24 protein-coding genes are annotated in these 24,438 nt (G+C 68.1%); 11 read left to right on the top strand and 13 right to left on the bottom strand.

Features of this window, described 5'->3' with window-relative positions; all coding sequences use genetic code 11:
• Positions 1-5: 5 nt before the first annotated feature.
• Both C8K38_RS19555 and C8K38_RS19550 read right to left on the bottom strand, forming a co-directional pair.
• Positions 6-1,703, bottom strand: coding sequence for an alpha/beta hydrolase (locus C8K38_RS19555; RefSeq protein ID WP_179800641.1), 1,698 nt, complete (start codon positions 1,701-1,703; stop codon positions 6-8).
• 117 nt (positions 1,704-1,820) lie between these two features.
• Positions 1,821-3,158: an ammonium transporter gene (locus tag C8K38_RS19550; RefSeq protein ID WP_097213078.1), complete on the bottom strand. Its 1,338-nt coding sequence runs from the start codon at positions 3,156-3,158 to the stop codon at positions 1,821-1,823.
• A 207-nt stretch (positions 3,159-3,365) separates the two neighbouring features.
• On the opposite strand from C8K38_RS19550, the gene C8K38_RS19545 reads away from it, so the two are divergent.
• The 6 genes from C8K38_RS19545 to C8K38_RS19520 all read left to right on the top strand — a co-directional run bounded on the left by C8K38_RS19545 (position 3,366) and on the right by C8K38_RS19520 (position 8,205).
• Positions 3,366-5,714, top strand: coding sequence for a DNA polymerase III subunits gamma/tau (locus C8K38_RS19545; RefSeq protein WP_097213077.1), 2,349 nt, complete (start codon positions 3,366-3,368; stop codon positions 5,712-5,714).
• Positions 5,715-5,923: 209 nt separating this feature from the next.
• Complete coding sequence (locus C8K38_RS19540; protein WP_077043144.1) at positions 5,924-6,265, top strand: ArsR/SmtB family transcription factor; 342 nt, start codon at positions 5,924-5,926, stop codon at positions 6,263-6,265.
• Between the two features lie 3 nt (positions 6,266-6,268).
• Positions 6,269-6,754, top strand: coding sequence for an SRPBCC family protein (locus C8K38_RS19535; RefSeq protein WP_097213076.1), 486 nt, complete (start codon positions 6,269-6,271; stop codon positions 6,752-6,754).
• A gap of 98 nt (positions 6,755-6,852) precedes the next feature.
• Positions 6,853-7,164 (top strand): integration host factor, actinobacterial type, encoded by a 312-nt coding sequence (mihF, locus tag C8K38_RS19530; RefSeq protein WP_097213147.1) that lies wholly within the window; start codon positions 6,853-6,855, stop codon positions 7,162-7,164.
• Positions 7,165-7,303: 139 nt separating this feature from the next.
• Positions 7,304-7,915, top strand: coding sequence for a transposase (locus C8K38_RS27405; protein WP_257017629.1), 612 nt, complete (start codon positions 7,304-7,306; stop codon positions 7,913-7,915).
• Between the two features lie 68 nt (positions 7,916-7,983).
• Entirely contained in the window at positions 7,984-8,205 is a 222-nt protein-coding gene (locus tag C8K38_RS19520) for a bacteriocin immunity protein (RefSeq protein WP_209927850.1), read from the top strand.
• A 174-nt stretch (positions 8,206-8,379) separates the two neighbouring features.
• On the opposite strand, the gene C8K38_RS19515 is transcribed toward C8K38_RS19520, so the two are convergent.
• The 5 genes from C8K38_RS19515 to C8K38_RS19495 form a co-directional block, all read right to left on the bottom strand.
• Entirely contained in the window at positions 8,380-9,141 is a 762-nt protein-coding gene (locus C8K38_RS19515) for a hypothetical protein (protein WP_143548493.1), read from the bottom strand.
• Between the two features lie 8 nt (positions 9,142-9,149).
• Positions 9,150-9,554 (bottom strand): transposase, encoded by a 405-nt coding sequence (locus C8K38_RS27400; RefSeq protein WP_209927846.1) that lies wholly within the window; start codon positions 9,552-9,554, stop codon positions 9,150-9,152.
• A gap of 46 nt (positions 9,555-9,600) precedes the next feature.
• Positions 9,601-10,566 carry an alpha/beta hydrolase gene (locus C8K38_RS19505; protein WP_097213073.1) on the bottom strand — a complete coding sequence of 322 codons (966 nt, stop codon included), beginning with the start codon at positions 10,564-10,566 and terminating at the stop codon, positions 9,601-9,603.
• 101 nt (positions 10,567-10,667) lie between these two features.
• Positions 10,668-11,606 (bottom strand): acyl-ACP desaturase, encoded by a 939-nt coding sequence (locus tag C8K38_RS19500; RefSeq protein WP_097213072.1) that lies wholly within the window; start codon positions 11,604-11,606, stop codon positions 10,668-10,670.
• A 200-nt stretch (positions 11,607-11,806) separates the two neighbouring features.
• Positions 11,807-12,652 (bottom strand): SDR family NAD(P)-dependent oxidoreductase, encoded by an 846-nt coding sequence (locus C8K38_RS19495; RefSeq protein WP_097213071.1) that lies wholly within the window; start codon positions 12,650-12,652, stop codon positions 11,807-11,809.
• Between the two features lie 101 nt (positions 12,653-12,753).
• Between C8K38_RS19495 and C8K38_RS19490 the strand changes: the two genes are divergently transcribed.
• The 3 genes from C8K38_RS19490 to C8K38_RS19480 all read left to right on the top strand — a co-directional run bounded on the left by C8K38_RS19490 (position 12,754) and on the right by C8K38_RS19480 (position 17,007).
• Complete coding sequence (locus tag C8K38_RS19490; protein ID WP_257017612.1) at positions 12,754-13,329, top strand: CGNR zinc finger domain-containing protein; 576 nt, start codon at positions 12,754-12,756, stop codon at positions 13,327-13,329.
• A gap of 290 nt (positions 13,330-13,619) precedes the next feature.
• A complete protein-coding gene (locus tag C8K38_RS19485) occupies positions 13,620-14,834 on the top strand; it encodes an acetyl-CoA C-acetyltransferase (protein ID WP_077043968.1) in 1,215 nt (404 codons plus the stop codon).
• Between the two features lie 31 nt (positions 14,835-14,865).
• The gene (locus tag C8K38_RS19480; protein WP_097213069.1) at positions 14,866-17,007 is read left to right on the top strand and encodes a 3-hydroxyacyl-CoA dehydrogenase NAD-binding domain-containing protein; all 2,142 of its coding nucleotides are present in this window, start codon (positions 14,866-14,868) and stop codon (positions 17,005-17,007) included.
• A 79-nt stretch (positions 17,008-17,086) separates the two neighbouring features.
• Here C8K38_RS19480 and C8K38_RS19475 read toward each other — a convergent pair whose 3' ends face one another.
• The 3 genes from C8K38_RS19475 to C8K38_RS19465 form a co-directional block, all read right to left on the bottom strand.
• Positions 17,087-18,034, bottom strand: coding sequence for an alpha/beta fold hydrolase (locus C8K38_RS19475; protein WP_209927843.1), 948 nt, complete (start codon positions 18,032-18,034; stop codon positions 17,087-17,089).
• Between the two features lie 186 nt (positions 18,035-18,220).
• The gene (locus C8K38_RS19470) at positions 18,221-18,637 is read right to left on the bottom strand and encodes a VOC family protein (RefSeq protein WP_097213068.1); all 417 of its coding nucleotides are present in this window, start codon (positions 18,635-18,637) and stop codon (positions 18,221-18,223) included.
• A gap of 35 nt (positions 18,638-18,672) precedes the next feature.
• Positions 18,673-19,071, bottom strand: a complete 399-nt coding sequence (locus C8K38_RS19465; protein WP_179800635.1) for a helix-turn-helix domain-containing protein — start codon at positions 19,069-19,071, stop codon at positions 18,673-18,675.
• A gap of 237 nt (positions 19,072-19,308) precedes the next feature.
• On the opposite strand from C8K38_RS19465, the gene C8K38_RS19460 reads away from it, so the two are divergent.
• The gene (locus C8K38_RS19460; protein WP_097213067.1) at positions 19,309-20,082 is read left to right on the top strand and encodes an SDR family NAD(P)-dependent oxidoreductase; all 774 of its coding nucleotides are present in this window, start codon (positions 19,309-19,311) and stop codon (positions 20,080-20,082) included.
• A gap of 9 nt (positions 20,083-20,091) precedes the next feature.
• Complete coding sequence (locus C8K38_RS19455) at positions 20,092-20,889, top strand: IclR family transcriptional regulator (protein ID WP_097213066.1); 798 nt, start codon at positions 20,092-20,094, stop codon at positions 20,887-20,889.
• 27 nt (positions 20,890-20,916) lie between these two features.
• Here C8K38_RS19455 and C8K38_RS19450 read toward each other — a convergent pair whose 3' ends face one another.
• From C8K38_RS19450 to C8K38_RS19440, 3 genes are all read right to left on the bottom strand, one after another.
• Positions 20,917-21,792: an alpha/beta hydrolase gene (locus C8K38_RS19450; RefSeq protein WP_097213065.1), complete on the bottom strand. Its 876-nt coding sequence runs from the start codon at positions 21,790-21,792 to the stop codon at positions 20,917-20,919.
• Positions 21,793-21,815: 23 nt separating this feature from the next.
• The gene (locus C8K38_RS19445; protein WP_097213064.1) at positions 21,816-23,144 is read right to left on the bottom strand and encodes a GDSL-type esterase/lipase family protein; all 1,329 of its coding nucleotides are present in this window, start codon (positions 23,142-23,144) and stop codon (positions 21,816-21,818) included.
• A gap of 89 nt (positions 23,145-23,233) precedes the next feature.
• A complete protein-coding gene (locus tag C8K38_RS19440; RefSeq protein ID WP_209927841.1) occupies positions 23,234-24,430 on the bottom strand; it encodes a glycoside hydrolase family 1 protein in 1,197 nt (398 codons plus the stop codon).
• Positions 24,431-24,438 lie beyond the last annotated feature (8 nt).

Below are 24,438 nucleotides of genomic sequence, written 5' to 3'. Positions count from 1 at the left end.
CACGCCTACTCGGCCATTGCGGCGCGCACCTTCTCGGTGTCCGCTGCCGTCCAGCCGTCGGGCGCGAGGATGTCCGCCCAGATGTTCACGGCGTCCGCCTGGAAGGTGTGCCCGTGGCCGTCCGGCACGTCCGCCGAGAAGACCATGTCCATGGTCACCTGCCAGAAGGTGACGAACGGGATCCAGCGCATGTCCGGATTGACGTCAGGGCCCAGCGGCTCCCGCAGCCAGTCCGGTCGGTTCAGCAACAGGTCGAACGACCACCAGGTGATCGGATCGCTCGCGTGCTGCCAGTAGACGATCCGGGGTATGCCCCAGGGGCCGTCGAGTTCGAGATCCTGTGCGGCCGAGGCGAACCGGACGTTGGCACCGCCGTCTATCACCGGAAGTCGTTCGGGCGAACCGGGATCGCGGCCCGCGGTGACGCCCGACCACTGCGGGGAGAAGTTCGGCGTACCCACCCACAGGGCGCCGTCGGTTCGGGCCAGCATGTCCTGGGCGCCCGCGAACGCGGATTGGCCGCCGAAGGAGCCGAGGCTCTCGCCGAACGCCAGCAGCTTCGGGCGGCTCTCCGCGGGCCGCGATTCCCATTCCGCGTAGACCGCCTCGAACAGCGCTCGCCCCGCCTCCTTCGGTGACTCCCGGTCGGCGATGAACGACAACGCGCTGGGCAGGAAGGAGTACTGCATGGACGCGATCGCGGAGTCGCCGTCGGCCGTGTACTCGAGGGCGCCCGCCACCGAGGCGTTGACCCAGCCGCGGCCGGTGCCGGTGGCGACGGCCAGCACCGCGCGGTCGAAGGCCCCGGTTCGCACCAGTTCCGCGACGACCTGATCGGCGGCGTCCGTGATCGACTCCGCGGACTCGCGGCCCACGTACACCCGGATCGGCGTCCGCGCGGGCCTGCCGGTGGCCGCGGTGATCTGCTCGGCGCTCGGGCCGCCCGCGACGAAGGTGCGACCCTCTCGCCCGAGGCTCTCCCACGGCTCGGCGGACGCCGGAGATCCTGAGCGTTCGGGCATCTCGGGTCGGACCACGTTGACTGCGGTGCTGTGATCGGCCGCGGCCGCCGACCGGTTCGCAAGGCCGATGAGTCCCTGGTACACGATGCCGTCGACGATCATCAGGCCGACGGCGACCACGACGACAAGGCTCGCGATCCTGGCAATCGGTGCGGGCATGTAGCGGCGGCCAAACGCCGCCATCCGGTTGGTGGCGCTCCTGGAGGCGCGGGCGATCCAGAGCAGCAACGCCGCGATGCCCAGCGAGATCATCAGCACCAGAAGGTAGTTCGCCTCGTGTTCCTCCTCGACGCCGACGAGATCGCGCACCACCTGCTGGGACACCGCGCCGAGGATCGCGAAGGCCGGGACGAGAACCACCGTGAACCCGAGCAGGGTCCATCGTCCGATCCGCTTGGTCCGCTCGGAGTATCGAGGCGAGATGCCGCATCTGCGTACCGCCCAGGCCGCGAGGCAGCCGATCCCGTAACCCGTCGCGATGCTGATGCCGGTGGCGACCCCCTGCAGGTACCACAGGCGTGGCAGCAGGGAGGGCGTCAGCGACCAGCAGAAGAAGAGCAGTGCGACGGCGAGCCCGACGGGATGCAGTGACCGGCCGTAGCGGCGTGCGCGATCGGCGAATCCGTCGGTGTTCGGGGTGTCGGCCGGGTGCGACCCGGCCGGGGGGAGCGTCGTCGTCATCGTCATCGTCGTTCCTGGTCCGGTCGCGGGCGCCTCCGGGTGGGAGGGGCGGCTGCTGCGGTCCTACCTATCCGGACCGGGCGGATCGTATCGAACCCGGAAGCGGCGCGTCCCGGTTCAGTCGGTGACGTCGTCCGGGTCGGGCTCGGCCGGGCGATGACGCTGCTCGTCGTGCTCGCGGGAGAAGATCCCCGGCGGCGGCCCGGTCGGCCCGCCGTGGGCGAGGACCGCGTGCTCGTAGGCGGACTCGGCGTGCAACGCCAGGTCGACGCCGGCGATCTCGTCCTCGCGGCTGACCCGGAAGCCCATCCACCGGTCGATCGCCTTGCCGAGCGCGTAGGTGACCCCGAAGGCGTAGAGGCCGACCACGACGACCGCCAGCGTCTGCTTGCCGAGCTGGGCGAGCCCGCCGCCGTACAGCAGCCCCTCGGCACCACCGGTCATCACCTCGGCGGCGAGCAGGCCGATCAGAACCGTGCCGACGATGCCGCCGATCAGGTGCACGCCCACCACGTCGAGCGAGTCGTCGTAGCCGAAACGGAACTTGAGGCCCACCGCGAAGGAGCAGACGACGCCGGCGAGGGTGCCGACCACGGCTGCGCCGAGGACCGTGACCCAGCCGCAGGACGGGGTGATCGCGACCAGGCCCGCCACCACGCCGGAGGCCGCGCCGAAGGTGGTGGGGTGCCCGTCGCGCTTCTGCTCGACGAGCAGCCAGCCGAGCATGCCCGCGCAGCCCGCGACCAGGGTGTTGAGGAAGACGGCCGCGGCGGTGCCGTTCGCCGCGAGCGCGGAACCGGCGTTGAACCCGAACCAGCCGAACCACAGCAGTCCGACGCCGAGCAGCACAAGCGGCAGGTTGTGCGGTCGCATGGGCTCGGAACGGAAGCCGATGCGCGGGCCGAGGACCAGCGCCAGCGCCAGCCCGGACGCGCCGGAGACGATCTCGACCACCAGGCCGCCCGCGTAGTCGAGCGCGCCGAGCTGCGCGATCCAGCCGTCCGGACCCCATACCCAGTGCGCGACCGGCGCGTAGACGGCCAGCGCCCAGATCGGGACGAAGACCATCCACGCGGAGAACTTGGTGCGGTCCGCGATCGCACCGCTGATCAGAGCGGCTGTGAGGATCGCGAAGGTCAGCTGGAAGGTGGCGAACAGGAACTCGGGGACGCCGCTGTGCACGGTGGCCGGGGTGATGTCCGCCATCCCCAGGTGCTCGAGTCCGCCGAGCAGGCCGCCGCCGATGTCCTCACCGAAGGCGAGGCTGTAACCGACGACCAGCCAGACCACGGTGACCAGGGCGATCGAGACGAAACTCATCATGATCATGTTGAGCACGCCCTTGGAGCGGACCATGCCGCCGTAGAACAGGGCCAGCCCCGGTGTCATCAATAGGACCAGGGCGGTGCTCACCAGCAGCCATGCGGTGGCTCCGGCGTCGATGGTCTCGGGCACGTCGGTTTCTCCTCACGCGTGCGGGCCTCGGCCGCACGCGAGTGGTGACGATGGTCTGTCGTGGTTTCGCCTGCGCTGCCAATGTGTTGCGGCTGTGTTTCGGATTCCGCTCACCCGGGCCGCCGCGCAGGTGCGGGTTCCGGCGCCGGAGGCCGGGGGACGGCGGTCCGCCGACGCGGTGTCGCCCTTCGCCGGTACCCTCTCCGCGTGGCCCTCTACCGGAAATATCGACCGGCAACCTTCGCCGAGGTGGTGGGGCAGGAGCACGTCACCGACCCCCTGAGCACCGCCCTCGACGCCGGACGCATCAACCACGCGTATCTGTTCTCGGGCCCGCGCGGCTGCGGCAAGACGTCGTCCGCCCGGATCCTGGCCCGGTCGCTGAACTGTGTGGAGGGTCCGACCTCCACCCCGTGCGGTGTGTGCTCGTCGTGCGTGGCGCTCGCCCCCGGTGGCCCCGGCAACCTCGACGTGATCGAGCTGGACGCCGCCAGCCACGGCGGCGTCGACGACACCCGAGAGCTGCGTGACCGGGCGTTCTATGCGCCTGCGGAGTCCCGGTACCGCATCTTCATCGTGGACGAGGCCCACATGGTCACCACCGCGGGCTTCAACGCGCTCCTCAAGATCGTCGAGGAGCCGCCGGAGCACCTGATCTTCGTCTTCGCGACCACCGAGCCGGAGAAGGTGCTGCCGACGATCCGGTCGCGCACCCACCACTACCCGTTCCGGCTGCTCGCGCCGTCGACCATGCGCGGATTGCTGGAGAAGATCTGCGCGCAGGAGAACGTTGCCGTCGAGGCCCCGGTCTATCCGCTGGTGATCCGCGCGGGCGGCGGATCGCCGCGCGATTCGCTCAGCGTGCTCGACCAGCTGCTGGCCGGAGCGGGCGACGAGGGCGTCACCTATCAGCGCGCGCTGTCCCTGCTCGGTGTCACCGACGTCGCGCTCATCGACGACGCGGTCGATGCACTCGCCGCCGGCGACGGCGCCGCGCTCTTCGGCACCGTGGACAAGGTGATGGACGCCGGCCACGATCCGCGACGGTTCGCGGTGGATCTGCTCGAGCGGATCCGCGACCTGATCCTGATGCGGGCGGTTCCCGACGCGGGGGAGCGCGGCCTGGTCGACGCCCCAGGGGACGTGCTCGAGCGGATCCGCGAGGAGGCGGAACGGATCGGTCCCGCGACCCTGGCCCGCTACGCCGAGGTCCTGCACGCCGGACTGGGGGAGATGCGGGGGGCCACGGCACCCAGGCTGCTGCTCGAGGTCATGTGCGCCCGGATGCTCCTGCCGTCCGCAACGGATGCGGAATCGGCTGTGCTGCAACGGTTGGAGCGGCTCGAACGGCGGGCCGAGGGTGGCCTGCCGGTGGCGGAGCCGGTCGCCGGAACGCGATCGAGCGCGCCCGCGGAGCCCGCGGCGCGGCCGAGTGCCCCGGAGCCCGAGCCGATCTACCAGCGTCCGTCGCAGCGCGCGGCGGCGCAGCAGCGGCACCCGGAACCGGTTCAACCGGCGTCGCCGGAACCGGCCCCGCCGGTTCGGTCCGAGCCGGTCCCGCCGGAGGTCGTCGCCCCCGCGGCGGCCGAACGTGGTGCGCCGGAGCCGAGTGCGCCGCAGCCCGCGGATTACGCCGAAGCTCCGGTCGAGGCGCCGGCCGTGGCGTCGGAACCGGTCCCGGCCCCTCAGTCGCCGGAGCCCGCCCTCGCGGCCCAGGAACCGCTTGCCCCGGCACCTATGGTCTCGGAGCCTGTTGTCGCCGAGCCCGTCGTTCCCGAGCCCGTTGTCCAGGAAGCGGTCACGCCCGAACCCGTTGCACCCGAACCTGTTGCGCCCCCCGTCGAGACGGCGCCTGCGCGCGAACCGGAACCGGCGGCCGTCGCGGAACCCGAGCCGGTGCCGTCCGAGCCGGTCGCGCCGCCGGTGTCCGCGCCCGCAGCGGCCGGTCAGCCCGACGCCACCGCGGTCCGCGCCGTGTGGTCCGAGGTCAGGGCGAAGGTGCGAGACCGGAGCCGCACCGTCGAGGTGATGCTCTCGGGCGCCACGGTCCGGGCGGTGGAGAACGGTCGCCTCATCCTCATCCATGCCTCCGCGCCGCTGGCCAAGCGTCTGGTGGAGCCGCGCAACGCCGACGTGATCCGCGACGCGCTGCGGGAAGTGTTCGGCGTGGACTGGGCGATCGACTGCGAGGTCGGTACCGCCGCGCCGGCCGATGCTCCTCCGCGCGCTCAGCCCGCCCGCCAGCAGCAGGCGAAACCGGCCGGCGCGCCGCGATTCTCGCGTCCGAGCCAGGAGCAGGCGGCATCCGCGCCCGCCCCGCGGACCGAGTCGCCGTCGGGGCCAGGCGCGGACGACATCCCGCCGCCCGAGGAACCCGACTATCCGGACGATCCGGGCCCGCCGCCCGCCACGCCCGAGTCGGTCACCCCGGAGGACGAGGAAGAGATGATGGCGCAGGCCGCCGAGCCGGCCGACCCGTCCGTCCGCCGCGATCCCGAGGAGATCGCGCTCCAGTTGCTGGAGACCCACCTCGGGGCCAAGCGAATCGACGGCTGACAAGCCCGTCTCGTTCGCTCACCCTCCCGCGCCCGCCCCGCCGAGTGTGCAGCTGTCGTCGCCTGTCCTGGGCCTTTGCCCCGTTCCCCCAAGCGCTTCGTGCAGGGAGGTGCCCCCAGGTGCACACTCGGCGGAGGGCTCCGTACTCGGAACGTCGCCGTCGTCGCGGGTCTTGACAACCTACAACTGATTAGTTGTATGTTGGGTGAGTGAACGGAGACGATGAGGACCGGGCGGACGCCCTGTTCTTCGCGCTCGCCGATCGGACCCGGCGCGACATCATGCGCCGCGTGCTGGCGGGGGAGCACTCGGTTTCCGGGCTCGCGGCGAAGTACCAGATGAGCTTCGCGGCGGTACAGAAGCACGTCGCGGTACTGGAGAAGGCCGGCCTGCTGACCAAGCGGCGCAGCGGTCGGGAGCAGCTGGCCAGCGGCGACGTGGCGGCGGTGCGATCGGTGGCGTCCATGCTCACCGAGTTGGAGCAGGTGTGGCGCGGCCGCATTGCGCGAATCGATGAACTCATTGCATCCGACTCGACCAAGGAGGAGTGAATCATGCCTGTGACCAACGTCCAGCAGGACCTCGACAACCTGACCCTGACCATCACCGCCGACTTCGCGGCGCCGGTTACGCGGATCTGGCAGGTCTACGAAGACCCGCGCCAGCTGGAGAAGGTGTGGGGACCGCCGACCTACCCGGCGACGGTGGTCGACCACGACCTCACGCCCGGGGGCCGTACGACCTACTTCATGACCGGCCCGGACGGCGAGAAGTTCGCCGGGTACTGGCAGATCACCACCGTTGACGAGCCGACGAGCTTCTCGTTCGACGACGGCTTCGCCGACCTGGACTTCAACTCGAATCCCGAACTGCCGGTATCGAAGAACGTCTTCACCTTCGCGGAGCGCGATGGTGGGACCCGCGCAACATATGTGAGCACCTACGAGTCTGCCGAGGCGCTGCAGCAGGTGTTGGACATGGGTGTGATCGAGGGGGCCTCGTCGGCGATCAACCAGATCGACGAGCTGATCGCCTCCTGATCGACACGCCGCCGACACGCGGGTTCAGCAATGAACGGCCGAACGACGGCACCGTTCTAGCCTGGGTTCGTCGGTAACCAAGCGAGAGGATGCCCATCATGGCACTGCCCACCTTGACTCCCGAACAACGTGCCGCGGCCCTGGAGAAGGCAGCGGCGTCCCGCAAGGCCCGGTCGGAACTTCGTGAGGGCCTCAAGTCGGGAGAACTCACCTTCACCGAGATCCTGGACCGAGCAGAGTCGGACGAGATCGTCGGAAAGACGAAGGTGCTCTACTTGCTCGAGTCCCTTCCTCATTTCGGGAAGATCAAGGCTCGCGACATCGCCGAGTCGGTCGGGATCGCGGAGACACGGCGGGTGTCCGGCCTGGGTTCGCGCCAGCGCGCTGACCTACTCGCGAAACTCGGCTGAACTCACCCCATTCGCTCGGCGAGGGTTCTCGGACAGGACTAGGGCGTGTCTGACAAATGAATCGGCGGCGCGCTGAGAGTCTGGAGCCGTGTCGCGGTTTCAGGTTCTCTCGGATGCCCAGTGGTCGTTGATCGAGGGGATGCTGCCGCGGCCGACACGGCGGGGCTTGTCGACTGGTCGCTGTCGGTGGACTCCACGATCGTCCGCGCGCATCAGCACGCGACGAACACCACCCGCCTCACAGGGGGCTGGATCGAATTACACGAATCTGCGGGAAGAGCCGCCTGACCATGCCATTGGACGGTCTCGCGGTGGGTTGTCGACGAAGATCCATCAGCTCGTCGACGGCAACGGGCTCCCGCTGGTCACACTGATCACGCCGGGGCAGGCCGACGACTCGCCAATGTTCCTGCCGTTGATGTCACAGCTGCGCGTCGGGCGCGACATCGGCAGACCACGGACCCGGCCCGATGCGGTGCGTGGCGACAAGGCGTATTCATCGCGTGCGATCCGCGCGCACCTGCGCAGCCGCGGTATCAAGGCCGTCATCCCTGAACCCGACGATCAGAAGGGACACCGCAAGCGGCGCGGATCACGTGGCGGCAGACCTGTCGGGCTCGACACCGCCGACTACAAGAACCGCAGCGTCATCTGCGCCGCTACAGCCACATCAAGCAATGGCGAGGCCTCGCGACTCGATACGACAAGCACGCCGTCGTCTACCGTGCCGCCGTCATCCTCAACGCCGTAATCGTCTGGACCCGGGCCCTATCAGATGCTGCAGCTGGTTAGTGCCATCACCGTCCTATGATCGTGCTCGTGGGTGATCATGAAGCACTCGGCCGCGACGAACTCGTCGGTATCGTCCGCCAACTTCAAGAAGCAAAGGGAACTGAGCAAGAGCAAGACAGACTTCTCGAAGTACTGCTGGCCAACGTGCCCGACCCGAATGTGTCCGACCTGATCTACTGGCCCGTGTCCACGCTCACGCCCGAAGAGATCGTTGATCGCGCATTGGCCTACAGGCCCTTCACGCTTTAGAGCATTGCCAGCACTCCGAACGACGCCGATCGGGGTGGCGCAGGTGGGACTTGAGCGGGCGTCCAGAGACGACACGGGAGAGCCCCGAACACTGATCGGCGCTCTGCCGGCCTCGCCGACAAACTCAAGCTCACGGCCGCTCGGCGCACCACCAGACCAATTGTCAGACACGCCCTAGTTGTGAAAGTCGATGTAGACGACCTGCGCCGCGACACCCTCGAGCATCTGCAGGAGGTGGTCGATCCACTCGGCCTCGGTCATGTCGCGGTCATGGAACCCGAACCACCCGGTACGGCAGACCGCGATCCAGTCGGCTTCGCCGTCGTCGCCGCGCAGGGTCACGAGGTGGCTCGGGAACCACCACGGCAGCCGCCGCTCGGGCTCCTCCCCCGGGTGGCCTTCCTGCGGCGCCGAGCGCAACTGGTCGCCTCGCTCGAGTGCCGCCTTCGTCTCGGCTAGCACCGTGACCAGCTCCGCCACAGGCTCGCACTGGCTATCCCGGTACACGTCCTCCCAGCGGCCACCGATGACCCACCAGTCCCAGCGCGAGTCGGGGTTGTACGTCGAGTACACCTCTCCGTCTTCGCCGATGTCCTCGGCGTCGTAACACTTCGTTGCCTCTTCGTACAGCCACTCGGCGTCGTCGATCTTCGTCAGCTTGAATGCGAAACCCGACTGGTCGGACTCGGGAGCCGAGAGGTATGCGAGGTGTTGCGGGTTCATCCACTCCTTCGCGTACCCCGCAGGGTCGGCGAGGTACATGGCATACCGGCCGTCGCGGTACTCCTCAATCTCGGTGCGCTCCTTCGCGATCAACTGCTCGCGCGTGTACTCGACGTACCGGTCGACTTCGCGATGCTCACTGAACTTCTCGAGTACCTCGGCGAGGTACTGCTCCTGATCAGTGACTTCATTCGGGACGAGGACGGCTCCCACAAAGTGCGTCATGCCTTCGTCTCCTTCTGCTTCACGGCCGTGACCGTGACCCGCGCCGGCGACCCCTTACTCGTCACCGGCCGCGTATTCCTGAATGCCTCGCAGTGCTCCTGCCGCGCGTCGCCAGCCGCGTTGAACGCCTCCCACTCGCTAACGTGTCTCTCCTCCATCGCGATGACGAGGATCTTGCGGTCGGCGACACTGCGTGCCAGCCACTGCTGTTCGTCTCGCCCCCACGGGCCGAACACCTCCGGCAGATCACGCCACGCGATCCCGCACCGACACCGGTAGATGATCCCCTCGACCATGGACCGCGCGTCCGCGAACGGCCCCGCCTTGCGCCCCGTCGGCCGCGGCAGCATCCCCTCGATCAACGACCACTGGGCATCCGAGAGAACCTGAAACCGCGACACGGCTCCAGACTCTCAGAGCGCCGCCGATTCATTTGTCAGACGCGCCCTAGGCCGAACGACGCTCGCGCGACGCCACGTTCCGCCTCGCGAATTCGATGCTGAGCGCGATGAGGGTCTTGCTCTCCTCGAGCATGATGCCGAGCACCGGGAAGGCGTGGATCTGACCGCTCCACAGGTGGGTCTCCACCGGCCGACCGGCCCGCTCGAGCCGGTCGGTCATGATCTCGACGTCGGGCCGCATCAGCTCGTACTCGGCGGCGGAGAGGAACACCGGCGGGAACAGAGTCGGGTCCGCCGCCACCGGCGACTGCGCCCCGACGATCAGGTCCGGACCCGCGAGCCAGCGGTCCTTGAGATTGCGTACCTGACGCATCGGCAGGTAGGCGTCGCGCTTCATGTACTCCGGGTCGTGTGACTCGAGGTCGACATTGAGCAGCGGCGAGTACCCGATGACCGCTGCCGGCGGCGTGATGCCCTGCAACGCGCAGATCTCGGCAACCTTCATCGCGAGATAGCCGCCCGCGGAATCGCCGGCGACGATGATCCGGGTCGGGTCCTCACAGGTCTCCAGCAGCGCGGTGTAGGCGGCCATCGCGTCGAACAGGGAGGTGCCGATGCCGCCGTACGGCAGCTGCCGGTACTCGACCGAGATCACCGGGACTCCCGAGCGGGCCGCGAGTGCCCCACAGGCGGCGCGATGGGTGGCCAGCCCGCAGAAGACGAATCCGCCGCCGTGGAAGTAGAGGATGGTCGCGCCCTGCAGGGCGTCGGTTGCGCGCCTCGGATGGGTGACCTTCTCGCACGGCACCCCACCCAGGGTCACCGGCTCGACGCTCACCCCCTTGGGAGCGGGCGTCCGGTCGGACCACTCATCGAGCTTCCCGAGCGCGAGGATGCCGCGATCGGACATCGGCCACACCGTGAACAGCGGTTTGATGAAGATTCTCGCGAACCAGAACACCAGCCGTGCTCGAAGACTGACGTTCCAGTGCCACACAATTGATCCCTGCATCGGCCTGCTGCCCCTCGTTTGTGCCGGCTTTCGGTTCCACCACGATAGGGCGGCGGCGTGCCGCCGACCAGCGTTGCCGTCGCCCGCCCGGCGTGCGACGACTATTCCGCGCGCGCGGCCTCGCGGGCGAGCATCCGATCCCGCGATTCCTCGAACCGCTCGGCTGCGCGGCGGAGATCGTCGAGGTGCGCCGCCAGCCGGTCCCGCGCCCGCTCGCCCGCATCGGTGAAGTCGTTGCGCTCGAACACGTTCCAGATGCGGAGCACCGGCATGACGACGTCGTCGAGATGCTGCCGGAGATCGTAGATGCCGTGTTTGGCGAGGAGCACCGCGTTCCGCCGGAAGCCGGGCATGGACAGGCCGGGCATCTGGAAATTGAGCAGCACGTCGGTGATCGCCTCGAGCGCCGCGTCGGGCACGAGGTCCATGGCGGCGCCTGCGAGGGTTCGGTAGAAGACCATGTGCAGGTTCTCGTCCGCCGCGATCCGGTCGAGCATCCGCTCCGCGACGTCGTCCGCGCAGGCATGTCCGGTGTTGCGGTGTGAGAGCCGGGTGGCGAGCTCCTGAAACGTCACGTAGGCGACCGAGGGCAGGAACGCGGCGTTCAGCGGCGAGTCGAGGCCGTTGGTCAGGTGTTCCATCCGGTACTGCTCGAGCTGGACGGGGTCGACGGCGCGGGTGACCACCAGGTAGTCGCGCATGACGATCCCGTGCCGGTTCTCCTCCGCCGTCCACCGGTTGACCCAGGTGCCCCACGCCCCGTCGAGGGAGAAGCTGGCGGCGATCTCACGGTGATACGAGGGCAGGTTGTCCTCGGTCAGCAGGTTGGTGATCATGGCGATCTTCGCCAGCTCGGAGAGCCGCGACTGGTCCGGGTCCCAGTCCACCCCACCCATTTCCGCGAAGTTCCGGCCCTCGTCCCATGGCACGTAGTCGTGCGGATTCCAGTTCTTGGTCATCGACAGGTGCCGGTTGAGATTGGCTTCGACCGTCGGCTCGAGCTCCCTGAGCAGGTCGAGCTGGGTGAACGTCATGGTCATGAGAACTCCTTGGGAAGGAAGAACCTCGAGAACCAGCACCTGGCCGCGGCGATGCCCGCGGTTGTCCAGGCCCTATTGAACACCGCGAGTCGCGACACTTCCAGGAAAGCCACAGATTCGGCGGCGGGCCACGCGCCGTTGCACGTCAACGCGTGGCCCGTCGTTGGCCCGGTCCGTGTCGCGGGTGCCCGACCGGATGCTCAGGCGTCGACGGTCTGCGTGACGGCGGCCCACTCGTCGAGTTCGGCGATGCGCGCGGTGAGCGCAGACCGCATGGCATCGGCGCCCGCGACACCCAACGCCAGACGGAGCGGCGGGTTCTCACGTGCCACGGCGGCGCGGATCCCGGCCGCAACGCGGTCCACGCCGGAGAACGCCGACCCCGGCAGCGCCCCGATTGCCTGCTGCACCGCGCGGACCGTCTGGTCGTAGTCGGAATGCGTCGCGCTGGCCGCGTCGAGATTGCCCAGGAATGGGGTCGCGGTGAGCCCGGGCTGGATGAGAGTCACCTTGATGCCCAGCGGAGCCACCTCGGCGACCAGCGCATCGGTGAGCCCCTCGACGGCGTATTTCGTCGCCGCGAGCAGGCCGACTCCGGGGTCCGCGGTCTGACCGTAGTAGGACGAGCCCTGCAGGATGTGGCCGGACCGCTGGCTCCGCAGCACGGGCAAGGTCGCGCGCAGCACGTTCAGCACGCCGAAGACGTTGGTGTCGAAGATCGCCCGCGCCTGGGCGTCGTCCGCCTCCTCGACCGCGCCGAAGAGTCCGTACCCGGCGTTGTTCGCCACGACGTCGATACGTCCGAACCGCGCCACCGTCTGCTCGACCGCCTTCCGCACGGCGGCCTCGTCGCGCACGTCCGCGTCGATCGTGAGCAACAGGTCGGGCTCGCCCAGCTGGTCGAGGCCCGCGGTGTGCCGCGCCACCGCTGCCACCGCTTCACCGGCTTCCAGTGCCTGGCGCACGAGCTCGCGCCCGATGCCGGACGAGGCGCCGGTGACGAACCAGACGGTTGGGGTGTTCGCTGAATTCTCTGGAATGGTCATGTTGCGACCGTAACACGTTAGCTCGCAACATCCCGAGGGCAACAGCTCAGATGTTGCGGCCCTTTGCCATACGGACGCATCCGCTGTGTATCGTGTCGGGGGTGGACGCAGTGCATGAGTCGCCGACGCCGAGCCGCCCCGATCTGGTGTTGCGGTTCGTGAACACGAGGGCCGACGGCGCGGGGAACACCGAGGTGTTCGGCACGGCCATGGGATTCGCCGACTGGGCCGTCGAGCAGGACCTGCTCACCACCGACACCGTCGTGACCGACTCGGATGCGGCAGCCGCGCGAGAGCTCCGCGATGCGCTGGTCACGGTCTTCCTGGCACACGCGGGTGACCCCGCGGTCGACGACGCCCGGATCGCCGACGCGGAGAGGTATCTCCGGCAGGCCGGCACCCGCTACCCCCTGACGACGGTCATCACCACGGAGTCGGCGCAGCTCGCCGCCGGATCCACCGGTGTCCCCGGTGCTCTTGGCGCCATCCTCGCCGCGGTGACCGAGGTGGCGCGCGGCGGTGACTGGACGCGGATCAAGGCGTGCTGCAACCCGCCGTGCCATTTCGGCTTCGTCGACCGCACCCGCAACCGGGCGGCCCGCTTCTGCAGCCCCGGGTGCGGTTCACAGGTGTCCATGCGCGCCTATCGTCAGCGCCAGAAGCGGTCCGGTTCCTGAACGGACCGACGTCCGCGCGCAATTCCGGGCTGAGCACCGCCGGCGGGCTGGACCGTGCACATCGCTAGAACCGAGCCCGACCCCGGCCCATCGCGAGGATCGCAACGGTCACAGAGCCCGCTCGGTTCGGTCCTAGACCCAATTTTGAAACGAGTTCTAGTATGGCTTGCGTCGAGGTCTATGCCTCGGGTCAGGCGCCGCTCGAGTCGGCGCCCGGCGATGACGTTTTGAACTGCCATTGCGAACACCACGCACGCGGCGGAGCCGTGCACAGGAAGGAACACCTCACAGTGACCACAGAGGCATTCATTTATGAAGCCATCCGAACCCCACGTGGCCGAGGAAAGAAGACCGGTTCGCTTCACTCGGTCAAGCCGATCTCGCTGGTCACCGGCCTGATCGACGAGCTGCGCGTGCGCTTCCCCGACCTTGACGAGAACCGGATCTCGGACCTGGTCCTCGGTGTCGTCACCCCGGTCGGCGACCAGGGCATGGACATTGCGCGCATCGCGGTCAACGATGCCGGCCTGCCCGACACCGTCGGCGGCGTGCAGCTCAACCGTTTCTGTGCCTCCGGCCTCGAGGCCGTGAACATCGCCGCGCAGAAGGTCCGCTCCGGCTGGGACGAGCTGGTCATCGCCGGCGGCGTCGAGTCGATGTCCCGCGTCCCGATGGGCTCCGACGGCGGCCCGTGGGCGCTGGACCCGGCCACCAACTACGACAACTACTTCGTGCCGCAGGGCGTGGGTGCCGACCTGATCGCGACCATCGAGGGCTTCACCCGCGACATCGTCGACGCCTACGCGGTGCGCTCGCAGGACCTGGCCGCCAAGGCGTGGGCGGGCGGCTACTTCGCCAAGTCCGTCGTGCCGGTCAAGGACCTCAACGGCATCACCATCCTCGACAACGACGAGCACATGCGCCCCGGCACCACCGCGGAGTCGCTCGGCACCCTCGCCCCCGCGTTCGCGACGGTCGGCGAGATGGGCGGCTTCGACGCCGTCTCGCTGCAGAAGTACCACTTCGTCGAGAAGATCAACCACGTCCACCACGGCGGCAACAGCTCCGGCATCGTCGACGGCGCCGCGCTGGTGCTCGTCGGCTCCGAGCAGGCCGGTAAGGACATGGGCCTGACCCCGCGCGCCCGCGTCGTGGCCACCGCCACCTCCGGCGCCGACTCGACCATCATGCTGACCGGCCCGACGCCTGCCGCCAAGAAGGCGCTGGCCGCCGCGGGTCTGACGATCGAGGACATGGACCTCGTCGAGATCAACGAGGCGTTCGCGTCCGTGGTGCTCAAGTTCCAGAAGGACATGAACGTCCCCGACGAGAAGCTCAACGTCAACGGCGGCGCCATCGCGATGGGCCACCCGCTCGGCGCCACCGGCGCCATGATCACCGGAACCATGGTCGACGAGCTCGAGCGGCGCAACGCCCGCTACGCGCTCATCACGCTGTGCATCGGCGGCGGCATGGGCGTGGCCACCATCATCGAGCGCGTCTGACGCGGCCCGGACTACCAGGAGAACTGAAGCAGTGAGCGAGCAGAACATCATCAACTGGGAGCAGGACGCCGACGGAATCGTCGTGCTCACCATCGACGACCCCAACCAGGGCGCGAACACCATGAACGCGGCCTACATCGCCTCGATGAAGGCCACGGTCGACCGGCTGTACGCGGAGAAGGACGCCATCACCGGCGTCGTGCTGACCTCCGGCAAGAAGACCTTCTTCGCCGGCGGCGACCTCAAGAACATGATCAAGGTCGGCCCCGAGAACGCCGAGGAGATCTTCAACCACAGCGTCACGCTGAAGGCTGACCTGCGTCGCCTCGAGACCCTCGGCAAGCCGGTCGTCACCTGCATCAACGGTGCCGCGCTCGGTGGCGGTCTCGAGATCGCGCTGGCCACCCACCACCGCATCGCCGCGGACGTCAAGGGCGTCAAGATCGGCCTGCCCGAGGTCACCCTCGGCCTGCTCCCCGGCGGCGGCGGCGTCGTCCGCACCGTCCGCATGTTCGGCCTGATGACCGCGCTGACCCAGATGCTGCTGCAGGGCCAGCAGCGTGGACCGGTGCAGGCCAAGGAGGTCGGCCTGGTCGACGAGGTCGTCTCCTCCGTCGAGGAGCTCGTCCCCGCCGCCAAGGCGTGGATCAAGGCCAACCCCGAGTCCGGCGTGCAGCCGTGGGATGTCAAGGGCTACAAGATCCCCGGCGGCACCCCCGCCACCCCGGCGTTCGCGGCGAACCTGCCCGCCTTCCCGGCGAACCTGCGCAAGACCCTCAAGGGTGCGCCCATGCCGGCCCCGCGCGCGATCATGGCCGCGGCCGTCGAGGGCTCGCAGGTCGACATCGACAACGCGCTGACCATCGAGTCGCGCTACTTCACCTCGCTGGTCACCGGCCAGGTCGCGAAGAACATGATCCAGGCGTTCTTCTTCGACCTGCAGTCGATCAACGGCGGCGGCTCGCGTCCCGAGGGCGTCGCGAAGACCGAGATCAAGAAGATCGGTGTGCTCGGCGCCGGCATGATGGGCGCGGGCATCGCCTACGTCTCGGCGAAGGCCGGCTTCGAGGTCGTGCTCAAGGACGTCACCATCGAGGCGGCGACCAAGGGCAAGGCGTACTCCGAGAAGATCGAGGCCAAGGCCCTCTCGCGCGGCAAGACCACGCAGGAGAAGTCGGACGCCCTGCTGGCGCGCATCACCCCGTCCGCAGACGCGGCGGACTTCGCGGGCGTCGACTTCGTCGTCGAGGCCGTGTTCGAGTCGCAGGACCTCAAGCACAAGGTGTTCCAGGAGATCGAGGACCTCGTCGAGCCGAACGCGCTGCTCGGGTCCAACACCTCGACGCTGCCGATCACCGGTCTCGCGACCGGCGTCAAGCGCCAGGAAGACTTCATCGGCATCCACTTCTTCTCGCCCGTCGACAAGATGCCGCTGGTGGAGATCATCCGCGGTGAGAAGACCTCCGACGAGGCGCTGGCCCGGGTGTTCGACTTCGTCCAGGCCATCCGCAAGACCCCGATCGTGGTCAACGACTCGCGTGGCTTCTTCACCTCGCGCGTCATCGGCACCTTCATCAACGAGGCCATCGGCATGGTTGCCGAGGGCATCGAGCCGGCCACCATCGAGCAGGCGGGCATGCAGGCCGGTTACCCGGCGGCGCCGCTGCAGCTCTCGGACGAGCTGAACCTGACGCTGATGCAGAAGATCCGCGCGGAGTCCAAGGCCGCGGCGCTGGCCGAGGGCAAGGAACTGCCCGCCGATCCGGCAGGCGACGTCATCAACTTCCTCGTCGAGGGCAACGACCGCAAGGGCCGCCTCGGCGGTGCGGGCTTCTACGACTACGTCGACGGCAAGCGCACCGGCCTCTGGTCGGGACTGCGTGAGCAGTTCAACTCGGGCTCGAACCAGGCCCCGATCCAGGACCTCATCGAGCGGATGCTGTTCATCGAGGCCATCGAGACGCAGAAGTGCTTCGACGAGGGCGTCCTGATGACCAGCGCCGACGCCAACATCGGCTCGATCATGGGCATCGGTTTCCCGGCCTGGACCGGTGGCGTGCACCAGTACGTCCTCGGCTACGAGGGCGGCAAGGCCGGCTTCGTCAAGCGCGCGGAGGAGCTCGCCGCCAAGTACGGCGAGCGCTTCACCCCGCCCGCCTCGCTGAAGGCCTAGGCTCCAATCGCCCGAAGGCCCCTTTCGTTCGGAGTGTCGAACGAAAGGGGCCTTCGGCATTTTCGGCCCGAGGTCGAGGTCACTTCGGGGCGGGCCCGTCGAGGAACGGGGAGATGATCGGCAACAACAGGTCGCCGTGGCTCAGGATGTTGTAGTGCAGCGAACCGGGGACGACTGCCAGCCGGGAGCTCGGGGCGCCGCCCATTGCGCCATCGGCCTTTCCGCCGCCGAGCAGGCCGAACAGCTCGACCGCGTGGGTGAGGCGAACACTGTCGCCGTCGCCGATCACCACGAGTGTGGGCGCCGTGATCGAGGCGATGGAAGCCGTCCAGTCGTAGTCCTCGCCGAGCAGTTGCCTCGTCTTGGTCACCAGCGCGGGCCACTCGTTCGGTTTCGGTGCGGTCCGGGCGTAGATCTCGTGCATGGGGGTCCCGACCATGGCGTCTGGGTCCATCGCCGCCATTCCGGCCCGAACCTCGGGGTACCACCCATCACTTCTGTAGGGGGCCGAGGTGACCACCAGCTTGTTCACCAGCTCCGGGTTTCGGCTTCCCAGCTGCAGGGCGACGCCGCCGCCAAGCGAATACCCGAGGACGTCGACCTTCTCGAGTCCGAGGTGCGAGACGAGGCCGGCGATGTCGTCGGCCATCAGCTCGTAGCGCAGCGGGCGATCGATGTCGGCCGTGTGCCCGTGGGCCTGGAGCTCGACGGCGATCACCTGCCTGGTCTTCGCGAGCTCCGGCAGTAGTGTGCCGAACGCGGAGTCGATGGTGTCCAGGCCCCCGTGGATCAGGACGAGGGGTCGGCCGGTGCCGTGGATCTCGTAGTACAACTCGAGGCCGTTGATCGCGGCGTAGCGGCCTTCGCCGTCGTCGCTTGCCCTGTCTGCGCCGGGTGCTTGAGGGCCGGTGCTTGTGGTTTGCGCGGTGTCGATGCCCTCCGCGTTGCCAGTGGTGCATCCCGTCATGAGCGCGGCGGAAACAGCAACGGCGGCCAAAACGTGCAGCGACCTGGTGATCGTTTTCATGGCGTCCACTCCTGATTGGTTCGATGCAGGGCCGTTCCCGGTCGTCGGTGATGACGCCGATCGAGGTGCTGTGTGGGATCGCCGAATTCCCGCACGATCGCCTAGCAGCGATCGGGCGGGCTGCCGTGCCTGTCTTGGTCTAGCGGGTTTGGATGGTGAATTCGATGAGACGGCAGGTGTTTTACGCTACGCAGGCGTATTCATCTGCCCGATGCGGATGGCGTTCCCGAACGGGTCACGGATTCCGAAATCGACGCCATACGGTCGCTCGGTCGGCTCGTCGGTGAGCTCGACACCCCGGGCCTTCAGTGTCTCGTAGGTCTTGTGGGCATCATCGGTGCTGATGCACAGCCACCCGCCCATCGCGCCCTTTGTCACCATGTCGCGGACCTGCGCCGCCATGGCCTCGTTCATCGCGGGAGGGCCCGGCTTCTCCAGCAGGATCTGGCGGCCCCGATCGCCCGGCACGTTGACTGTCAGCCAGCGCATGAAGCCGAGGTCCTGATCCGTGTGCAATTCGAGGCCCAGCTTGTTGACGTAGAAGTCGAGTGCCTCGTCTTGGTCGAGGACGAATATCTGCGATTGCGTGATTGCCTTGTACATGCCAATCACTGTAAGCAGTACGCGGATTCGCGTGCTTATCCAAAACTGCTCGGTCGCGTCCACGACCGCACGAAGCACGTGGGGACGGGCATCTCGTGGTTACGCTTGCGGTAGTCGGTGGCGGGTTCCTTGACAATGTCTCGGAACGTTCTACTGAACGTTCCGAGACTCGAGAAGCCGACCTCGAAACAGATGTCGGTGACGCTCCGATCGGTCTCACGCAACAGGAACATCGCCCGCTCGACCCGTCGCCGTTGAAGATAGCGATGCGGGGTTTCCCCGAAGGTGGCACGGAAGGTCCGGATGAAGTGCGCCTCGGAAACGTGGGCGATTCGGGCGAGTGTCGGGATGTCGAGCGGATCCGCGTACATGCGGTCCATCGCGTCGCGGGCGCGAAGCATCCGCCGGTTGGTTTCCTCCTGTGCGCGGCTCACAGTGTCATCTCATCACCTGGGCTACCTGTGTGTGGCGAAGGTGCGGGTCGACAGCGTCGACCGGCCCGGTGACCTGGTGTTTCCCGCGACGAGGGAAACCGTATGTTCGGCGGTGGATGCGGACACTACGTTCAGCCGGTGTGGCCTGGAGCACACCGAGACGGCAACCGGTCACACACAGCGCGCGGCGTCCGAGGGTGTCGCGGGATTCGGATCGGATACGAACGGGGCACGAACATGCTGACTTTGAGCTTTCCGGAGGGCGCCGCCCTGGTGTTCGGTGGTAGCGGCGGTATCGGGCGCGGCGTCGCCCGGGAGTTCGCCCGCGCCGGCAGTGCCGTCGCGGTCTGCTACAACTCCAAGCGCGAGGTGGCCGAGGAAACGGTGACCGAGCTGCGGGCGCTCGGGGTGAAGGCGAGCGCGCACCAGGTCGACGTCCGCGCCGACGAGGACGTCTCTCGCGTGCTCGGGGAGGTGATCGGCGAACACTCGCGGATCCACACGGTGGTGTGGGGAGCCGGCCCGGTCGTCGACCAGATCACCGTCGCCGAGACGACACCCGCGCAGTACCGACGATCGATCGAGATCGAGGCCTTGGGACTGTTCACCGCCGCGCACGCCGTGCTGCCGCATTTCCGTGCACATGGCGGGGGTTCGTTCGTCCACCTCGGGTCCGCGGGTGACCACTGGTTCCCGGCGCTCGACGGCTTGTCGGTGATCCCGAAGGCAGCGAACGAATCGCTGATCCGCGGCATCGCGAAGGAGGAAGGCGCGCACAACATCCGGGCCAACTCGGTGCTGGTCGGTGTCATCGAGGCCGGCATGTTCCTGGAGCTCAAGGCGCAGGGAGTCTTCGACGAGGAGTGGGAACGCGAGGTCCACAAGCTGGTGCCGCTCAAGCGCTGGGGCAAGCCCGCCGACATCGGGGCGGCATGCGTGTTCCTGGCATCGAACGAGGCCAATTACATCACCGGGCAACAGATCTCGGTGTCCGGCGGATTCGGCGTCTAGCCGACTCGGATGAGAGAGAACGTCGTGGCGGTGAACGACCGTGAGCAGATGCAATCGATGGCGATGTTCGACAGGATCGAGCTGGTTCTGCAGGCACTCGACGACTGCGGGCACCTCACGCTCAGTGAGACGTCTCGACTGACGGGGATCCCGACGTCGTCAGCTCACCGACTGCTCGAGAAGATGGTGCAGAGGCGGTGGCTTACCCGGGTCGGGACGCGGTACGAGATCGGCGTCCGATTGTTCGAGCTGGGATCGAGGGCGGTGCGCAACCACTGGTTCCACCGGACCGCCCTGCCGACGATGCAGGAGCTGCACCGATCCACGGGGGCCGTGGTCCACCTGGCCTTCCTCGACGGGGCCGACGGCGTCTACTGGGAAAAGATCTCCGGCTCGTTCGGCGCCAAGATCCCGTCGCGGATCGGTGGCCGGTACCCGGCGCACCGGTCGGCGGTGGGCAAGGCGCTGCTGAGCTCCCTCCCGCGGGAGGCCCTCGACCAGCCGGTGTTCGGTCGGCTGAACCGGCGGGACGTGCAGAGGTCCGGCGGCAGGCGCGAGCTGGAGGACGAGCTCGATCGGGTCGCCGTCGAGGGGGTCGCTTACGACCGGGGTGAGGCGTTGCCCGGCCTCGGGTGTGTCGCCGCGCCGATCGCGCACGGGCACCCGACACCAGCGGCCCTCTCGATCTGCGGACCGCTCAGCCGGATCACCACGGACCGCAGGATGAGTGCGGCGGTGCAGACCGCCGCCGCCGAGATCGCCCGCGGCGTACGGCAGGCCGCCCCCTCCGGCGATCCCGTCGGCTAGGCAGGGCTCCGTCTCGGGGCGGTCCCCTCAGGGGCGCTGCTGGAGGAAGGCAAGAGTCGGGGCGAGCGCGGCGTCCGAATACGCCACCGCGTGCCTCGATCCGGGAATCACGAGGGTTTCCGCCGGGGTGCCGACGGAACGCAGGCGATCGGCGAACGCGGTCATCTGCTCGACGGGCATGAACTCGTCGGCCGAATTGAACAGGAGCACCGGTGGATTCCCCGCCGAGACGTGCCGGATCGGCGACGCGTCGGCAGCCAGCTCGGCGCACGGGCTGACGGTGGACACACAGCCGAGATGGACCGCGGCCGCGGCGATCGAGAATGCGGTGTCCTTCGGGGTGCTCTGGACGGTCAGGTCGTAGGGACCGGACCACCCGACCACCGCCTTCAGCGGGGCGTGCCCCGCGGTCACGGCCTGCATGAGCAGGTGTGCGCCCGCCGATGTCCCGAGTCCGCCGATCCGATCGGCGGCGACCCCGAAATCGTCTGCGTGAGTGTGGATGTACTCGATCGCGGCCATCACGTCCCGGTACTGGCGTGGGTTTCGAGGCGCTGCCAGTTCGTAGTCGATGTTGAACACGACGAAGCCCTCGGCAGTGGCCTTGCGGGCTTCCTCGTCGAGCAGCGCACGTGAACCCTTTGCCCAGGCGCCGCCGTGCACCATGACGATCGCCGGCGCCGGGGATGCCCTGCCGGCTGGGGTGTAGACCGTCATCGCCCCGGGGCCATGGCCTGTCGGGTACTCGAGGTCCGCCGTGGTCACCGATCCAGGAGCCGATTCGGCCGTGGCCGCGGGTTCGGGTATACCGGCATTCACAACGGCGGCGGTGAACAGGCTGATCGCGGTCGTCAGGACCGCACAGGCCGCGGAGGCACGTCCGTACTTGAAACCCATAGCCATGCAGTTCCTTTCAGTCTTCACAGTCAATTATCGGATCCGTTCACGGCGGTGCATTCGTTCCCTGTGAACTCGGTGATGTCCACGGTGTCGGCGATCAGCCGGTATCCGTCGGGGGTCGGGTGGAGGTTGTCCGCGCTGGCGTACCTGCGCTCGAGGATGCTGGGGTTGTTCGGGTCACGCACGGCAGCGTCGAAGTCGATCACGCTGTCGGACAGTCGCTGGGACCGGATCCACGAGTTGACCCGGACCCGAACGGGATCGGCAGGCGGGAAGCTGGTCAGTCCGTCGGCGAGCCCGTTCGACGCGGGCATCATGGTGCCGAGATGAACCCGCAGGCCCGCGTCGTGTAGCCGGTCGATGACCCTCGTGTATCCCGTGACGAGTTGTTCGTACGGTGCGCCGATGGGCATGCCGAGGTCGTTCATCCCGATCCAGACGATCACATCGGTGACACCGGGCTGGGTGAGCACGTCGGCCTCGATCCGGGACTCGCCCGCCCGCCCGAGTGCGGGGACCAGTCCGTCGGAGAGCAATCGGTTTCCGCCGATTCCGGCATTCGTGACAACCACATCGCTGCCTGCCTCGTCGAGCCGACGCTGAAGGAAGTCCGGGTAGCGCACGTTCTGATCGACGACCCCGGCAACCTGCTGCGTGCCGAAGAAGTCGGCACCCACATGCCCGTCGGTGGCCGAATCCCCAAAGGCCACGACCGTCGTGACGCCGGCCGGGGCCAGCATGTCCACCTGGGACACGAACGGCACGCGCGTGGTGGTCTGGCTGAAGGCGTCGCCAGCGAGGTCCGCGGTGTGGTCCCCGAGCCCGGGCGGCGTGTAGTAGCTCGTCGCGTTCCCGCTGGCGTGCCCGGTGACCTGACCTGACCGGCCGTCGGTGTGGATGCTGATCGACAGCGGTTCGAATCCCTCCACAGTGATCGGTACGGGGTCGCTCGCGACGTCCGCTCCCGGCGCGACCGTCGTCGACGTGCTGCCGCCGGCGAAGGTGACGGGACGGACGGAATCCGGATCGAGTGCGGCGCCCTGGGTCTGGCGTCCGACGGTCACCCGCGTGAAGGTGACGGGTTCGCTTCCGAACCGGTTGGTGAGCCGGATCCGCACGCTGTCTCCGCCGCGGTGTGGCGTCACCACGACGCGGTAGGTCTGCTCGCCGCCCGGCGTCTCGGGACCGGTGCTCTCGACCGCATCGGTCGGGCTCGCGGACCAGGTGCTGACCCAGTGTCGATCACCGCATCCGGCGCCGGGCGCGCCCGCCCATGCGGTGGCGGTGACACTCGTCGCCGCCAAGGCGGACACGCAGATCGCCGCGAGCAGTCCGTACCTGAAATCCCGTGACATGCGGATCCTTCCGACTTGCTCGCACTGCGCTGCGCAAGCTGACTGAGTGGTTGGTAGGTTAGCGTATCGACGCCTCGACTGGGAAGGCATCATCGAGGCGGGCTCACGGGAGGCTCGAGCCCGTTGTTCCGCGCGACGCGCCCGAGCCACGCGAGGCTCGGCTTCGGTGTACGGGCGAAGGTCTCGCGGTTGACGCCGATCAGGCCGAACGTCGGCGCCCAGCGCCCCCATTCGAAATTGTCGAGCGCGCTCCAGTGCAGGTAGCCGCGGACGTCGATGCCATCGGCGACCGCCGCCTCCAGATGGGTGAGCGCCTCGGTGGTGTACGCGATTCGCCGCGAGTCGTCGGAGGTGGCAATCCCGTTCTCCGTCACCAGTAGTGGCACCTGCTCGGTGATGTCCCAGGCCCGGCGTAGCGCGGCGCCGAGAGCATCGGGGCGATACGCCCAGCCCGTCAGCGTGTTGCCGGGGTCCGCCGGATGGGGGATCGGTCCGTCGGCTCCCACTCGTTGACTGGTGTAGGCCTGGACCCCGAAGAAGTCGTCCCCCCGGGCGCCTTCCAGGTACCTGTCCTCCCAGGTGTGATTCGCCCGCGCGAGTGCGCCCTCGTTCCCCGGTGTTCCTTCGAACGCCTGCTGCGCTACCGTCCAGCCGATCCTGGCGGTGGTGGCGGTGCGGAGGATCTCCACCGCCTCACGGTGCGCACGCACCAGGACGTCGCCGACCTCGCAGTCGGGTTCCAGCCTGCCGTTCGCGTTATCGTCAGCCGCGCCGATCGCCAGGTCGAAGTACCGAATACCGAGCGCGACCATGTTGGGCTCGTTGATGGTGCAGACCCAGTTGACACCGTTCAGGATCTGCGAGACCCGATCGACATAGCGCGAAAAGCGTTCGACGGCTACCGGATCGCGCCACCCTCCCGCGCGGGTGAACCAGCGCGGTGAGGTGAAATGGTGCAGCGTCACGACCGGCTCGAGTCCGTGTTCCCGTGTGGTCTCGATCATCCGACGGTAGTGATCCAGCTGGGCGCGGGAGAACTGCCCATCCTCCGGTTCGATCCGCGACCACTCGATGCTGAAGCGATAAGCGTTGAGACCGGCCTCGGCGAGCAGCGCCATGTCCTCGGGGTATCGGTGGTAGCTGTCGACGGCGTCGCCGCTGCGTTCGGGGAAGAACGGGGTCGACAGGTTCTCGTACTCCCACCAGTCGGCATCAGTGTTGTTTCCCTCGGTTTGATGGGCGGAACTCGATGCTCCCCAGAGGAAATCGTCTCTCAGTGTTGTCAATGTCCAGT

The sequence above is a fragment of the Rhodococcus sp. OK611 genome, from assembly GCF_003050885.1.
Lineage (GTDB): Bacteria > Actinomycetota > Actinomycetes > Mycobacteriales > Mycobacteriaceae > Rhodococcus_G > Rhodococcus_G oryzae.
The sequence above is the reverse complement of the archived record's forward strand: the minus strand, read 5'-3'. Positions and strand labels throughout refer to the sequence as shown.

What these genes read in the sequence shown, in the direction of transcription:
- C8K38_RS19555 (WP_179800641.1), bottom strand. Translation starts at nt 1,703, where the DNA reads ATGACGACGACGCTCCCCCCGGCCGGGTCGCACCCGGCCGACACCCCG.
- C8K38_RS19535 (WP_097213076.1), top strand. Translation starts at nt 6,269, where the DNA reads ATGCCTGTGACCAACGTCCAGCAGGACCTCGACAACCTGACCCTGACC.
- mihF (WP_097213147.1), top strand. Translation starts at nt 6,853, where the DNA reads ATGGCACTGCCCACCTTGACTCCCGAACAACGTGCCGCGGCCCTGGAG.
- C8K38_RS27405 (WP_257017629.1), top strand. Translation starts at nt 7,304, where the DNA reads ATGCTGCCGCGGCCGACACGGCGGGGCTTGTCGACTGGTCGCTGTCGG.
- C8K38_RS19505 (WP_097213073.1), bottom strand. Translation starts at nt 10,566, where the DNA reads ATGCAGGGATCAATTGTGTGGCACTGGAACGTCAGTCTTCGAGCACGG.
- C8K38_RS19500 (WP_097213072.1), bottom strand. Translation starts at nt 11,606, where the DNA reads ATGACCATGACGTTCACCCAGCTCGACCTGCTCAGGGAGCTCGAGCCG.
- C8K38_RS19495 (WP_097213071.1), bottom strand. Translation starts at nt 12,652, where the DNA reads ATGACCATTCCAGAGAATTCAGCGAACACCCCAACCGTCTGGTTCGTC.
- C8K38_RS19475 (WP_209927843.1), bottom strand. Translation starts at nt 18,034, where the DNA reads ATGAAAACGATCACCAGGTCGCTGCACGTTTTGGCCGCCGTTGCTGTT.
- C8K38_RS19470 (WP_097213068.1), bottom strand. Translation starts at nt 18,637, where the DNA reads ATGTACAAGGCAATCACGCAATCGCAGATATTCGTCCTCGACCAAGAC.
- C8K38_RS19460 (WP_097213067.1), top strand. Translation starts at nt 19,309, where the DNA reads ATGCTGACTTTGAGCTTTCCGGAGGGCGCCGCCCTGGTGTTCGGTGGT.
- C8K38_RS19455 (WP_097213066.1), top strand. Translation starts at nt 20,092, where the DNA reads ATGAGAGAGAACGTCGTGGCGGTGAACGACCGTGAGCAGATGCAATCG.
- C8K38_RS19450 (WP_097213065.1), bottom strand. Translation starts at nt 21,792, where the DNA reads ATGGCTATGGGTTTCAAGTACGGACGTGCCTCCGCGGCCTGTGCGGTC.
- C8K38_RS19445 (WP_097213064.1), bottom strand. Translation starts at nt 23,144, where the DNA reads ATGTCACGGGATTTCAGGTACGGACTGCTCGCGGCGATCTGCGTGTCC.